Genomic DNA, 13,669 nt, shown 5'->3' with positions numbered 1-13,669 from the left:
CCGCGGCCGGGTGCTCACCGCGCCACGGGCGCGGCAGCCATGTACGTACGACGCAGGAACCGCAGCAGGGCCTTCGTCTCGAACTGGACCACCGAGACGCCGCCCGCGGAGTGGAACTCCACCACGGCCTGGACCCGGCCGCACGGCCACACCCGGACGTCACCGCTCTCGACGGGCGCCCGCAGGCCCTGTTCGAGCAGGGTGCGCGGGAGCGTCCAGTCGTGCGGTCCGGGCAGCGGTCCCGGCAGGCCGACGCGCACCGACCGCGGGTCGGTCTCGGGGTCGTAGCGCAGGACGACGGGTACGGACGCGGGGTCGGCGCGAGGGTCCTCGTCCGTGACGATATGGGCTCGTGCGTACTGTTCGACTACAGACATCGGACGGCCCCTAACGCTGCGTCACCTATACGGAAACTGGGCATCGGTGTCTTCCACTCTCCTTCTCAATGTCGCATATTTCCACGATTGTGCTCATTGGGAGGTGGTCGATCTCACCTGTGCAAAAAACGACAACCTCGCTCTTGCAATCCGTTCGCAACAAGCCCCTAAAATCGGGCTGTGCATGTACCTGACGGATTCATCGACGCCCCTACCTCCGCCGTCACCGGAGTGATCGCCGCCGGCGCCATCGCCGTGAGCCTGCGCGGCGCGCGGCACGAGCTGGAAGAGAAGACCGCGCCGCTGGCCGGTCTCGTGGCGGCGTTCATCTTCGCGGTGCAGATGCTGAACTTCCCGGTCGCCGCCGGGACCAGCGGCCACCTGCTGGGCGGCGCGCTCGCCGCGATCCTCGTCGGCCCCTTCACCGGAGTGCTCTGTGTGTCCGTGGTCCTGCTGATGCAGGGCATCCTGTTCGCCGACGGCGGTCTGACCGCGCTGGGCGTGAACATCACCGACATGGCGGTCGTGACCACCGTGGTGTCGTACGCCCTCTTCCGCGGCCTGCTCACGGTGCTCCCGCGGAGCAGGCGGTCGGTCACCGCGGCCTCCTTCGTCGCCGCGCTGCTGTCGGTGCCCGCCGCCGCCGTCGCCTTCACGCTGATCTACGCGATCGGCGGCACCACCGACGTGGCCATCGGCAAGGTCGCCACCGCGATGATCGGCGTCCATGTGCTGATCGGCATCGGCGAGGCCGCGATCACCGCGCTCACCGTCGGCGCCGTCATCGCCGTACGGCCGGACCTGGTGCACGGCGCCCGCGGCCTGCGGCAGGAGCTGAAGCTGCGGGTGGACGGGGAACTGGTCGACGCCCCGGCCGCGCCCGCGCCGGCCGCCGCCAGGACCTCGCGCCGCGCCCTGTGGATCACCGGGCTCGTCGCCTCCCTCGTCCTCGCCGGGTTCGTCAGCTTCTACGCCTCCGCCGACCCAGACGGCCTGGAGAAGGTCGCCCACGACCACGGGATCGACCAGAAGGCCGAGGAGCACGCCTCGGCCGACTCGCCGCTCGCCGACTACGGCGTCAAGGACGTCTCCGACGCCCGCCTCTCCGGCGGACTCGCGGGGGTGATCGGCGTCGGCGTCACGGTCGTCGCGGGCAGCGCGGTGTTCTGGGCGCTGCGCAGGCGCCGCACCCAGGAGGTCTCCCCCGCGGGCACGGACCTCTGACATGGGGGCCGGACACTCCCACCGGCTGTACCGGCACGGACACTCACCCGTGCACGCGCTGCCGCCGCACACCAAACTCGCCGCCGCCTTCACCTTCGTCGTCGTCGTGGTCTCCACGCCGCGGGAGGCCGTGTGGGCCTTCGGGGCGTACGCGGTGCTGCTCGCGGGCGTGGCCTGTCACGCCCGGGTACCCGCCGGTTTCCTGTTCAAGCGCCTGCTGATCGAAGTGCCGTTCGTGGCGTTCGCGGTGCTCATGCCGTTCGTGGCGCAGGGCGAACGGGTCGACGTCCTCGGCCTGTCGCTGAGCGTCAACGGCCTGTGGGGCGCCTGGAACGTCCTCGCCAAGGGCACCCTCGGCGTCGCCGCCTCGGTGCTGCTGGCCGCCACCACCGAACTGCGCGCACTCCTGCTCGGACTCCAGCGGCTGAAGCTGCCGCCCCTGCTGGTGCAGATCGCGTCGTTCATGATCCGCTACGGCGATGTCATCGCCGACGAGATGCGCCGCATGCGGATCGCCCGCGAGTCGCGGGGCTTCGAGGCGCGCGGGGTGCGCCACTGGGGCGTGCTCGCCAAGTCCGCCGGCGCGCTGTTCATCCGCACCTACGAGCGCGGCGAACGCGTCCACCTCGCCATGGTGAGCCGCGGCTACGCCGGTTCCATGCCGGTCATCGACGAGGTGACCGCGTCCCGGGCCCAGTGGTCGCACGCCCTGGCCCTCCCCGTCGCCGCCCTCGTCGTCTGTCTGCTGGGATGGACCCTGTGAGCATGGACCCTGCGAGCATCGACTCGATCCCCGTGTCCCTGGCGGTCTCCGGCCTCGCCTTCGCCTACCCCGACGGCCACCAGGCCCTGTTCGGCGTGGACTTCCGCATCGACCGCGGCGAACGGGTCGCGCTGCTCGGTCCGAACGGCGCCGGCAAGACCACCCTCGTCCTGCACCTCAACGGCATCCTGAGCGGCGGGACCGGGACGGTGACCGTGGCCGGGCTGCCGGTCGGCCGCGCGCACATGGCCGAGATCCGGCAGAAGGTCGGCATCGTCTTCCAGGACCCGGACGACCAGTTGTTCATGCCGACCGTGCGGGAGGACGTGGCGTTCGGGCCGGCCGCCGCCGGGGTGCGGGGGGAGGCGCTGGCGGAGCGGGTGCGCACGGCCCTGGAGCGGGTGGGCATGCAGGACTTCGCGGACCGGCCGCCGCACCACCTCTCGTTCGGCCAGCGGCGCCGGGTGGCCGTCGCGACCGTGCTGGCGATGGAGCCGGAGATCCTGGTCCTGGACGAACCCTCCTCCAACCTCGACCCGGCCTCCCGCCGGGAACTGGCCGACATCCTGCGCACCCTGGACGTCACCGTCCTGATGGTCACGCACGACCTGCCCTACGCGCTGGAGCTGTGCCCGCGCGCGCTGGTCCTCAGCGACGGTGTGATCGCGGCGGACGGGCCGACCGGCGACCTGCTGTCCGACGACGCGCTGATGCGGGCCCACCGCCTGGAACTGCCCTTCGGCTTCGACCCGCGATCGGTGAACGGGCGCTCCGCCCGGCTGTGACGGGCCCGCCGCCGGCCCACGGCAACGTCGATGTAACGATCCCCCTCGGCCCGCGAAACGAAGGAATCGCAGGCTGACAGCGGGTGTTCCACCCACTGTCGAAGGCAAGCCGAAGGGAAGTACGGGCGTGGACGGCGGCAACGGCACGGACGTCGGCGCAACAACGGACGTCGGCGCAACAGACGTCGGCGCAACAGACGTCAGCGGCACCGTGGCCGAGGGCTTCGAGCCGGTCAGGGAGGCGTTCCAGCGGAACTTCGACCGGCTGGGCGACCGGGGCGCGGCGGTGGCCGTGTACCGGGACGGGCACCGGGTCGTGGACCTGTGGGGCGGCGCCAGGGACGTGGACGGCGGGGAGGGCTCGGCGCCCTGGGAGCGCGGCACCGCGCAGATCGTGCGCTCCGCGACGAAGGGCGTCGCCGCGGCCGTACTGCTCCTCCTCCACCAGCGCGGCGAGCTGGACCTGGACGCCCCGGTGGGCGCGTACTGGCCCGAGTTCAAGGCCGCCGGCAAGGAACGGACCCTGGTGCGGCACCTGCTCGCGCACCGCGCCGGCGTCCCGGTGCTCGACCGGCCGCTCACCCCGCGGGAGGCGGCCGATCCCGAGACCGGCGCGGCGGCCGTCGCGGCCCAGGCGCCGGTGTGGGAGCCGGGCACGGACCACGGCTACCACGCGCAGACCTACGGCTGGCTCACCGGCGAACTGGTACGGCGCGTCACGGGCCGGCCGATCGGCGCGTGGCTGGCCGCCGAGATCGCCGGGCCGGTCGGCGCGGACCTGTGGCTCGGGCTGCCGGACGTGCAGGCGGCGCGCGTGGGCCGGGTCGGCCCCGTCGAGGCCCCCGAGACGGCCGGTGGACTGCGGACCCGGCCGAGGCGGTCCGTCGCCGCGGCCTACGCCGACTCCGGCTCGCTGACCCGACGCGCCTTCGCCGCGATCACCCCGCTGCCCGACGAGAACGCCCCCGCTTACCGGGCCGCCGCCCTGCCCGCCTCCAACGGCATCGCCACCGCCGACGGACTGGCCCGCTGCTACGCGTCGCTGATCGGCGAAGTGGACGGCGGCCGACGGCTGTTCACCCCGCGCACCATGGAGCTGGCCCGCGGGGAGCGGTCCGCCGGGCCCGACCGCGTCCTGGTCGTGAACACCCGGTTCGGCCTCGGCTACATGCTGCACGGCACGGCCTCGCCGCTGCTGTCCCCCGCGTCCTTCGGGCACCCGGGCCGGGGCGGGGCGCTGGGCTTCGCCGACCCGGAGTCGGGCATCGCCTTCGGCTACGTGACCAACGGCTTCCGGCAGAGCGTGACGGCCGATCCCCGGGCGCAGGCCCTGGTGGCGGCGGTACGGGTGGCTCTCACGCGGACGTGAGCGCTCCGTCGGGCGGGTGGGGGTGCGCTGTGCGCCGTCGTGCCGGGGCGGGGTGTGCGTCCGCGGGAGCGTGGGGGTGACGTCGCGGTGGGGTGGGCGCACCCTGGAATCAGGGATTCCGGAGGTGGTCGTCATGATGCACACCACAGTGGGTTGGCATGTCGAGATGGAGTTCGAGGAGGACGATCAGCACACGCGGGCGGTGGCGCTGGTGCGGCTGCCCGACGGCACGGAGATCCGGGGGCACGGCCGGGCGAGCCGGCACCGCACCGACTCCAACCAGCCACGGGTCGGCGAGGAGATAGCGGGCGCCCGCGCCCTCAACGAAGTCGCGATGAATCTGCTGTCCAAGGCACACGGAGAAATCGACGCGATGTCCGGCCGCACCTCACACCCGATCAACGTCTGACCCCACAGCCCCGAAGGGACGCCCCACATGAGGCGCCCCACAGGGGCGCGGGGAACCGCGCGCTCGACCACGGCGAACCCGCGGACTCCCGCAGGGGCGCGGGGAACTGCGCGACCACCGCCGAAACTACTCCGCGAAGCTCGCGAAATACGCGGCGGCCATGTCCTCGTCGCCATGCCCCTGCGCCGCCGCGCGGGCGAGACGCGCGGCGGTGGCGGCGGCCACGTCGAGACGCACATGCCCCCGCTCCCCCGCCTCCACGATCAGCCGCGCGTCCTTCCCGGCGGTGCTCACCGCGAACTGCGCCGGGCTCAGCCGGCCCTCAAGGACCAGCCCCGCCTTGGCCCGCAGGTACCCCATGTCGAGCGGCCCCCCGGCGATCAGGTCGAAGAAGCTCTGCGGGTCGACGCCGAGGGCCTGGGAGAGGGCGAGGACCTCGCCGCCCGCCGCGGTGACCGCGAGGACCCAGCTGTTGGCGACGAGCTTCAGCCGGGTCGCGCCGGCCGCGGCCCCGTCCTCACCGGTCCACACGGTCCGCACGCCGACCGCGTCGAAGACGGGCGTGACCGTCTTCCGGTGTTCCTCGGGCCCGGCGGCCAGCACGGTGAGCTGCCCGGACTCGGCGGGCTGGCGGGTGCCGAGGACGGGGGCGTCGTAGAAGACGAGGCCGTGCTCGCGGGCGAATCCGGCGAGTTCGGCGACGGAGTCGAGACCGGCCGTGGTCGACTGCGCCCAGACCGTGCCGGAGCGCAGCGCGGGCGCCGCCTCGCGCATGACCTCAAGGACGGCGTCACCGTCGTAGAGCATGGTCAGCACGACATCGGCGTCCCGTACGGCCGCGGCCGGGTCGGCGGCGACCTGCACCCCGTCGGCGGCCAGCGGCAGAGCCTTGTCGGCGGTGCGGTTCCAGGCGCGGACGGTGTGCCCGGCGCGGGCGATGTTGCGGGTCATCGCGGCACCCATGATGCCGGTGCCCAGGACGCTCACGGTGAGTTTCTCGGTCATGCGTCGGTTCCTGTTCTCGGATGTCCTGCTCGCGGATTCCCCTCGCCGCGGCGATCTTAGGCGGCCTTCTCGGTCAGATCGCGGTCATCCCGGCATCGGCGGCCGACGCGGCCGACCTTTCCCCCCGTACGCCCCGTTCATCCCGTTAGTCCTGTTCGTCCCGGCGGGACGGGACCCGTCGGTCCGTGGTCAGGGGGTGCGTTCGCGTACGTCCACCCGCGTGCCGCCAGGCGGACGTACGCGACAAGGAGGCCGGTGAGGGCTACGCCGTCCCCACGGTGCCCTCACCGGCCGGCTCTCGGCGAGCGGTGCGCGTCAGGCGCCCACCAGCTCGCGGTCCTCGTCCTTGGGCCGGTCCTCGTCCCGGGCGCGCAGCCCCTCGCCCTCGACGTCCACGTCGGGCAGCAGCCGGTCCAGCCACCGGGGCAGCCACCAGGCCCGCCGGCCGAGCAGCGCGAGCACCGCCGGCACGATCGCCATGCGCACGATGAACGCGTCGAAGAAGACGGCGGCCGCGAGGCCGAAGCCGATCATCTTCACCATCGACTCGCTGGAGCCGATGAAGCCGGAGAAGACGGCGATCATGATCACGGCGGCGGCGGTGACGACCCGGGCGCCGTGCCGGAAGCCGGTCACCACGGCCTGGGTGGGCCTCTCCCCGTGGACGTACGCCTCCCGCATCCGGGTCACCAGGAACACCTCGTAGTCCATGGCGAGGCCGAAGACCACACCGACCATGAAGATCGGCATCATCGACATGACCGGGCCGGTCTCCTCGACGCCCAGCAGGCCGGACAGCCAGCCCCACTGGAAGACCGCGACGACGGCGCCCAGGGCCGCCAGCACGCTCAGCAGGAAGCCGAGGGCCGCCTTCAGCGGAACCAGGACGGAGCGGAAGACCACGATCAGCAGCAGGAACGCCAGGCCGACGACCAGGGCCAGATAGGGCAGCAGGGCGTCGTTCAGCTTCTGCGAGACGTCGATGTTCATCGCCGTCGCACCGGTGACCAGGATCTTGGCGTCCGTGGTCCGGCTGATGTCCGCGCCGGTCGAACGGATCGTGTGCACCAGGTCCTCGGTGGTCGACGAGGACGGCTTGGAGTCCGGGATCACGGTGATGGTCGCGGTGTCGCCGGCCTCGTTGGGCGCGGGCGGGGTCACCGAGACGACGTCCTTGAGGCCCTTGATCTCGTCGTCGACGTCGGTGAAGACGGTCTTCGGGGTGTCGCTGCCACGGGCGTCGACGACGACCATCAGCGGACCGTTGAAACCGGGCCCGAAGCCCTCGGAGAGCAGGTCGTAGGCGCGGCGCTGGGTCGTCGACGTCGGCTGGGAGCCGTCGTCGGGCAGACCCAGTTGCAGCGAGGTCGCGGGGAGGGCCGCGGCACCGAGGCCGACGACGCCCAGCAGCAGGACGGCGACCGGGCGGCGCACGACGAAGCTCGCCCAGCGGGTGCCCAGGTTCGGCCGGGACGCCCCGCGCGGGTGCCCGGTCCCGCGTCCGCCGCCGAACAGCCTGCTCCGCCGGCCGGCCGGCTTGACCCGGCGGCCCGCGTAGCCGAGCAGCGCCGGGATCATGGTGAGGGCGATCAGGACCGCGACGGCGACCGTGCCGGCGGCGGCGACGCCCATCTTCGTCAGCATCGGGATGTTGACGACGGACAGGCCGACCAGGGCGATCACGACGGTGAGTCCGGCGAAGACCACCGCGGAGCCCGCGGTGCCGACGGCCCGCCCGGCGGCCTCCTCGCGTTCCCTGCCCTCGGCGAGTTCGGCGCGGTAGCGGGAGACGATGAACAGGGCGTAGTCGATACCGACCGCGAGGCCGATCATCATCGCCAGGATGGAGGTGGTCGAGCCCAGGTCGAGGGCGCCGGCCAGCGCGGTGATGGTGGAGACGCCGATGCCCACGCCGATGAGCGCGGTCAGCAGCGGGAGTCCGGCCGCGAGCAGTGAGCCGAACGTGATGACCAGGACGACCGCGGCGATGACGATGCCGATGGCCTCGCTGGACCCCGTCTCGGGTGACGCGCTGAGCGCGTCACCGCCGATCTCGACGGTCAGCCCGGCGTCCCGGGCGTCCTGGGCCGCCCGGTCGAGGGCGTCGCGCGAGGAGTCCTTCAGCTCCATGCCGGAGACCCGGTACTTCACGGAGGCGTAGGCGATCGTGCCGTTCTTGCTGACGGCCTTGCCGGTGTACGGGTCGGTGACGGAGACGACCTCGGAGCCGTCCCGCAACTCCCGCACGGTCCGCTCGGCGGCGGCCTTGTTGCCCCGGTCGGTCATCTTCCCGCCACTCGGGGCCTTGAAGACGACGCGGGCCGTGGCGCCGTCGGCGCTCATGCCGGGGAAGCGCTGGTCCAGCAGGTCGAAGGCTTTCTGCGCCTCCGTGCCGGGGACGGAGAAGGAACTGTTGCCCGCCGCCGGCGCGCTCGCCGCGCCGGCACCGGCCAGCGCCAGCAGCGCCACCCAGATCAGGGCGACGAAGTGCCGTCGCCTGAAGGCGAGCCGGCCCAGTTTATAGAGGAACGTGGCCACGAGGTCGTACTCCCGATCAGTCGTGGGGTGGTTCAGGGCAGAGGTGATCAACCCGCGGGGCAGGCGTGATCGGCCCCTGAAGGCAGGGGTGATCGGCCCGTGGGGGGGCAGGTGTGATCGGCCCGACGACGTGAGCGGTGACGTCAGGTGAGGGCTGGGGAGGCCAGGGGGCTAGAAGTGGCTGATTAGGTCAGGGAGGCTGCGGAGGCGGACAACCGACCGGCGGGTCAGCCGACCGGCGCGCCGAGAGCGGGGAGGACCACGGCGTCCAGGTACGACGTGAGGAATGCCTGGGTCGGCGGCTGGTCGTCGAGCAGTGCCCGGGTGGCGAAGCCGCCCACCATCATGTGCACCAGGAACTCCAGCGCGGGACAGTCCGGACGGACCTCACCCCGGTCGATGGCGCGCTGCACCATCGAGTGGAACCCCTTGATCTCGGGATCCACCACCAGGTTGCGGAAGGCCTCGCGCAGATCCGGGTTGTGGTGCATGGCCATGGCGACACCCCGCATCAGCGCGGAGTTCCGCTCCATCGCACAGTCGTCCTCGGTCGCCACCAGGCCGTGCAGGTCGCCCCGCAGCGATCCGGTGTCGATCTCGTCGGTGCTGCCCCGCTTGCCATGCCGTATGGCCTTCACGACCAGTTCGGCCTTGCCGCCCCACTGGCGGTAGAGGGTGGCCTTGCTGGAGCGGGTGCGGGTGGCCACGGCGTCCATGGTGAGGGCGTCGTAGCCGACTTCCCGGAGCAGATCGAGCACGGCCTCGTACAACTCGGCCTCGCGCTCGGGGGTGATGCGACTGCGACGCCCCGATGCAAGCACCGGCTCCACCGGGGCGGCCAGCGCCGCGCCCTTGGATGCCTCAGTCATGACTCTCGCCCTTTCCCGCTCCGGACGACACGGTTTTGTATGTGATGAATGTAGCGTACCCCTCAACGAAACGAAACCGTTTCGTACGTGCCTTGAGTCACGCCTGTGAGTTGCGCACAAGGTGCCCGTTTCCCGGTTCGATCTGGGTTGCCCTGAGTTGCCCGTTCCCCATCGGCCGTAAAAACATGGGGAGGTGAGCTATCTGCGCCTGCCCCACCTCAGCGGCGACCTCCTGTGCTTCGTGGCCGAGGACGACCTGTGGCTGGCCCCGCTCGGCACCCCGGGCCGCGCGTGGCGACTCACCGTGGACCGCACCAAGATCGGCCATCCGCGTTTCTCCCCCGACGGCCGCCACATCGCCTACACGACCTGGCACAGTCTGGTGCCCGAGATCCACCTGGCCTGCGTCGACGGCGGACCCGGCCGGCAGCTGACGTACTGGGGCAGCGCCGACACGCGGGTGTGCGGCTGGACCCCACCCGATCCGAACGGCCGCTCCGACATCCTCGCCGTCGCCTCCCACAGCCAGCCCTTCTCCTACTTCACCTGGGCCTACAAGGTCTCCCCCGACGGCGACCCCGGCCGCAAACTGCCCTGGGGCCCGGTCTCCGACATCCAGGCCGCCGACCTCGGCGACGAACGCAGAACCCTGCTGCTCACCGGCACACCGCCGCATGAACCGGCCGGCTGGAAGCGCTACCGGGGCGGTGCCATGGGCCGGCTGTGGCTGCACGGACGGCGGCTGCTCGCCGGCATCGGCGGCCATCTGGACTCGCCGATGTTCGTGGCCGGCCGGATCGCCTTCCTCTGCGACCACGAGGGCGTCGGCAACCTCTACTCCTGCGCGTACGACGGCTCCGACCTGCGCCGCCACTCCGACCACGACGCCTTCTACGCCCGGAACGCCGCGAGCGACGGAACCCGGGTGGTGTACCAGTGCGGGGGCGACCTGTGGCTGGTCGACGACCTGTCCCCGGACGCCGTGCCGCGCCGCCTGGACGTCCGGCTGTCCGGGCCGCGGGCCGGCCGCCGCAGGTACCAGGTGCCGGCCGCCCAGCACCTGGACGGCATATCGGTCGACGAGACCGGCCGGGCCAGCGCCGTCGTCGTACGCGGCAGCCTGTACTGGCTCACCCACCGGGACGGCCCGGCCCGCACCATCGCGGACACCCCGGGCGTACGGGTCCGGCTCCCGGAGATGCTGGGCTCGACCGGGCGGATCGCCTACGTCACGGACGCGGCGGGCGAGGACGCGATCGAGATCGCCTACCTGCCCCGGGCCAGCGGCGACCGCGCGCCGCGCCGGCCCGCCACCGGTGAGCTGGGCCGGGTCCTGGAACTGGTGTCGGACCCGTCTGGCGAACGCCTCGCCGTCGCCTCGCACGACGGCCGCCTGCTGCTCGTCGACGCGGCCGAGGGCGATGGGGGTGGGGGTGGGGGTGGGGGTGGCGAAGGTGGTGGGGGCAGTGAAGGTGGTGGGGACTCTGGGGGCAGCGGGGATCTTGGGGGCTCCGAGGGCTCCGAGGGCTCCGAGGGCTCTGAGGATTCTGGGGCGTCCGGGGGCTCCGGGGGTTCCGCGGCGGACGCGGCGAAGGCGGCGGACTCCGGGCGCCTCGGACAGGCCAGCGGCGCGGGAGGGGCCGACGGCGCCCGCGGGGGCGAGGTCTCCGGCGGAAGCGGCGAGGTCACCGAGTTGATCCGGTCCGTCAACGGCCCGGTGAAGGACCTGGCGTTCTCCCCGGACGGGACCTGGCTGACCTGGTCCCACCCGGGGATCGGGCGTTCGCTGCGGCAGATCAAGATGGCCCGCGTGCCCGGGGCCGGACAGCCGGACCGGCTGATCGTCGACGTGACCAACGGCCGCTTCGAGGACGAGAACCCGGTGTTCACCCGGGACGGCCGCTACCTGGCGTTCCTGTCCTGGCGCGGCTTCGACCCGGTGTACGACGTGCACACCGGGGACCTGTCCTTCCCGCTCGGCTGCCGCCCCTACCTGGTGCCGCTGTCGTCCGCGACCCCCTCCCCGTTCGCCCTGAACCCGGACGGCCGTCCGGCGGCCGGCGGCCTGGACCCCGCCGAGGGCGGGCCCGGCGACGGATCCGCGGTCACCGTCGAGGTCGAGGGCCTGGAGAGCCGGGTCACCCCGTTCCCGGTGACCGCCTCCAAGTACTCCGCGCTGCACCCGGTGGCCGGCGGCGGCCTGGTCTGGCTGCGCTGGCCGATCTCGGGCGCGCTGGGCGAGACCTTCGTCAACCCGGCCGACACGAGCGGGCGCCCGACCCTGGAGTACTTCCACATCACCAAGGCGAAGAAGTCCGAACTCGTCGGCCATCTGGACTGGTTCACGGTCAGCGGCGACGGCACCCGGCTGGTCGTGGTCGACGAGGGCGACCTGCGTGCCGTCCCGTCGACCGAGTACGGCGACGCCGACACCACGGTCTGGATCGACCTGCGCCGCATCCTGCACGAGGTCGACCCGCCCGCCGAGTGGCGCCAGTCCTTCGAGGAGGCGGGCCGGCTCATCCGGGCCTACTTCTGGGACCCGGGCATGTGCGGCATCGACTGGGACGCGGTCCTCGACCAGTACCGGCCGCTGGTCGAACGCGTCGCGTCCCCGGACGAGTTCGCGGATCTGCTGCGCGAGGTGCTGGGCGAGCTGGGCACCTCCCACGCCTATGTCACCCCGGCCCGGCGCAACGAGGGCCCGCCCCACTTCCAGCGCTACCAGGGCCTGCTCGGCGCCGACTTCGTCCGCCGGGACGGCCGCTGGACCGTCCGGCGGATCCTGCCGGGCGACTCCTCCGACTCCCGGGCGCGTTCGCCGCTGGCCGGCACCGGCATCCGGGCGGGCGCGGTGCTCACCCAGGTGGACGGGCGGCCGGTGGACCCGGTGGCGGGCCCATACCCGCTGCTGGCGGGCGCGGGCGGGACGACCGTGGAACTGACCTTCGTCCATCCCCCACCCGGCGAAGAACCACCGGACACCGCCGGCACCACGAGACGGGCGGACGGACAGGGCGCGGCAGGCCAGAAAGGCGCGGCGGACCAGGAAAGCGAGGCGGACCAGGAAGACGAGGCGGGTCCGGCGCGGCGGGTGGCGGTGGTGCCGCTGATCGACGAGCGGCCGCTGCGCTACCAGGACTGGGTGGCCAAACGCCGCCAGGTGACCCGGGAGTTGAGCGGCGGCCGGTGCGGCTATCTGCACATCCCGGACATGGGCGGCTCCGGCTGGGCCCAGTTCAACCGCGATCTGCGCATGGAGGTGTCCCGGCCCGCGCTCCTGGTGGACGTGCGCGGCAACGCGGGCGGGCACATCAGCGAACTCGTCGTCGAGAAGCTGACCCGGACCATCCTCGGCTGGGACCTGACGCGCGACGCCCAGCCCGTGTCGTACGCCTCCAACGCGCCGCGCGGCCCGATCGTGGCGCTGGCCGACGAGGCCACCTCGTCCGACGGCGACATGATCACCGCCGCGATCCGGCTGCTGAAGCTGGGTCCGGTGGTCGGGCAGCGCACCTGGGGCGGCGTGGTCGGCGTCACCGGGCGGCACCGGCTGGGCGACGGCACGGTGATCACGGTGCCGATGAACGCGGCCTGGTTCGACGCGTACGGCTGGTCCGTGGAGAACCACGGGGTGGCACCGGACGTGGAGGCCCTGCGCACCCCGCTGGACTGGGCCGAGGGCCGGCACGTCGAGATGGACGACGCGATCCGGCTGGCCCTGGAACTGCTGGGGTCCCTGCCCGCGGCGACGCCGCCCGACCTCAGCGAGGTACCGAACCGCTCGCGCCCCGAACTGCCGCCCCGGGCCTGACCGCCCGCCCCCGTGCGCGCGCGGAGCGGACACCAGGACCGGACCCGAAGAACGGGCCCGAAGCACGGACGCGGAGAACGGACGCGGAGAACAGACGCGGAGAACAGACGTAGAGAAGAAGAACGGGAACGGGAACGGGCACGGGCACGGGAAGGGCGCCCCGCGTCCGGGGCGCCCCTGTGCGGACCGATGACCGACCGTGGCGTCAGGCGTCAGGCGTCAGGCGTCGTAGTCCTGGTCCATGCGGTCGTGCATCTCACGCTCGTTGTCCGGCATGTCCCGCGTGTCCCGCGGGTTCTGGCGGCCGCCACGCTCGGACTGCGGCCTGCCGCCGGGCTGCGGCTTGCCGGACTGCTGCTGGCCGCGCTGACCGCGCTGGCCGGCCTTCTCACGCGCGCTCTGCTCGGCCTGGTCCCGCAGGTTCTTGGCCTTCTCCTGGAACTGGTCCTTCATACCCATGTGGGTTCACTCCCGTGAGGGTAGGGGGGTTGGGCCTCGATGGGCCCCGACCAGATT

The 13,669-nt window shown here is 72.6% G+C and carries 11 protein-coding genes; 6 read left to right on the top strand and 5 right to left on the bottom strand.

Annotated elements, in window-relative coordinates:
- Nucleotides 1–14: 14 nt before the first annotated feature.
- Nucleotides 15–377, bottom strand: a complete 363-nt coding sequence (locus ACFC09_RS24615; RefSeq protein ID WP_376531982.1) for an SsgA family sporulation/cell division regulator — start codon at nucleotides 375–377, stop codon at nucleotides 15–17.
- Between the two features lie 180 nt (nucleotides 378–557).
- On the opposite strand from ACFC09_RS24615, the gene ACFC09_RS24610 reads away from it, so the two are divergent.
- The 5 genes from ACFC09_RS24610 to ACFC09_RS24590 all read left to right on the top strand — a co-directional run bounded on the left by ACFC09_RS24610 (nucleotide 558) and on the right by ACFC09_RS24590 (nucleotide 4,927).
- Nucleotides 558–1,601 (top strand): energy-coupling factor ABC transporter permease, encoded by a 1,044-nt coding sequence (locus tag ACFC09_RS24610; RefSeq protein WP_376531980.1) that lies wholly within the window; start codon nucleotides 558–560, stop codon nucleotides 1,599–1,601.
- 1 nt (nucleotide 1,602) lies between these two features.
- On the top strand, nucleotides 1,603–2,364 hold the full coding sequence (gene cbiQ / locus ACFC09_RS24605; protein WP_376531978.1) for a cobalt ECF transporter T component CbiQ: 762 nt from the start codon (nucleotides 1,603–1,605) through the stop codon (nucleotides 2,362–2,364).
- A gap of 2 nt (nucleotides 2,365–2,366) precedes the next feature.
- Nucleotides 2,367–3,149 (top strand): energy-coupling factor ABC transporter ATP-binding protein, encoded by a 783-nt coding sequence (locus tag ACFC09_RS24600; protein ID WP_376531976.1) that lies wholly within the window; start codon nucleotides 2,367–2,369, stop codon nucleotides 3,147–3,149.
- A gap of 211 nt (nucleotides 3,150–3,360) precedes the next feature.
- Nucleotides 3,361–4,518 carry a serine hydrolase domain-containing protein gene (locus ACFC09_RS24595; RefSeq protein WP_376532133.1) on the top strand — a complete coding sequence of 386 codons (1,158 nt, stop codon included), beginning with the start codon at nucleotides 3,361–3,363 and terminating at the stop codon, nucleotides 4,516–4,518.
- Nucleotides 4,519–4,651: 133 nt separating this feature from the next.
- Entirely contained in the window at nucleotides 4,652–4,927 is a 276-nt protein-coding gene (locus ACFC09_RS24590) for a DUF1876 domain-containing protein (protein WP_376531974.1), read from the top strand.
- A gap of 126 nt (nucleotides 4,928–5,053) precedes the next feature.
- Here ACFC09_RS24590 and ACFC09_RS24585 read toward each other — a convergent pair whose 3' ends face one another.
- From ACFC09_RS24585 to ACFC09_RS24575, 3 genes are all read right to left on the bottom strand, one after another.
- Nucleotides 5,054–5,932, bottom strand: a complete 879-nt coding sequence (locus ACFC09_RS24585) for an NAD(P)-dependent oxidoreductase (RefSeq protein WP_376531972.1) — start codon at nucleotides 5,930–5,932, stop codon at nucleotides 5,054–5,056.
- 315 nt (nucleotides 5,933–6,247) lie between these two features.
- On the bottom strand, nucleotides 6,248–8,470 hold the full coding sequence (locus ACFC09_RS24580) for an MMPL family transporter (protein WP_376531970.1): 2,223 nt from the start codon (nucleotides 8,468–8,470) through the stop codon (nucleotides 6,248–6,250).
- 227 nt (nucleotides 8,471–8,697) lie between these two features.
- The gene (locus ACFC09_RS24575) at nucleotides 8,698–9,339 is read right to left on the bottom strand and encodes a TetR/AcrR family transcriptional regulator (protein WP_376531968.1); all 642 of its coding nucleotides are present in this window, start codon (nucleotides 9,337–9,339) and stop codon (nucleotides 8,698–8,700) included.
- A 193-nt stretch (nucleotides 9,340–9,532) separates the two neighbouring features.
- On the opposite strand from ACFC09_RS24575, the gene ACFC09_RS24570 reads away from it, so the two are divergent.
- A complete protein-coding gene (locus tag ACFC09_RS24570; RefSeq protein ID WP_376531966.1) occupies nucleotides 9,533–13,153 on the top strand; it encodes a S41 family peptidase in 3,621 nt (1,206 codons plus the stop codon).
- Nucleotides 13,154–13,372: 219 nt separating this feature from the next.
- On the opposite strand, the gene ACFC09_RS24565 is transcribed toward ACFC09_RS24570, so the two are convergent.
- A complete protein-coding gene (locus tag ACFC09_RS24565; RefSeq protein ID WP_376531964.1) occupies nucleotides 13,373–13,612 on the bottom strand; it encodes a hypothetical protein in 240 nt (79 codons plus the stop codon).
- Nucleotides 13,613–13,669: the final 57 nt, after the last annotated feature.

The organism is Streptomyces sp. NPDC056161 (assembly GCF_042268025.1).
GTDB lineage: Bacteria > Actinomycetota > Actinomycetes > Streptomycetales > Streptomycetaceae > Streptomyces.
This window is presented reverse-complemented; position numbering and strand designations above follow the sequence as displayed.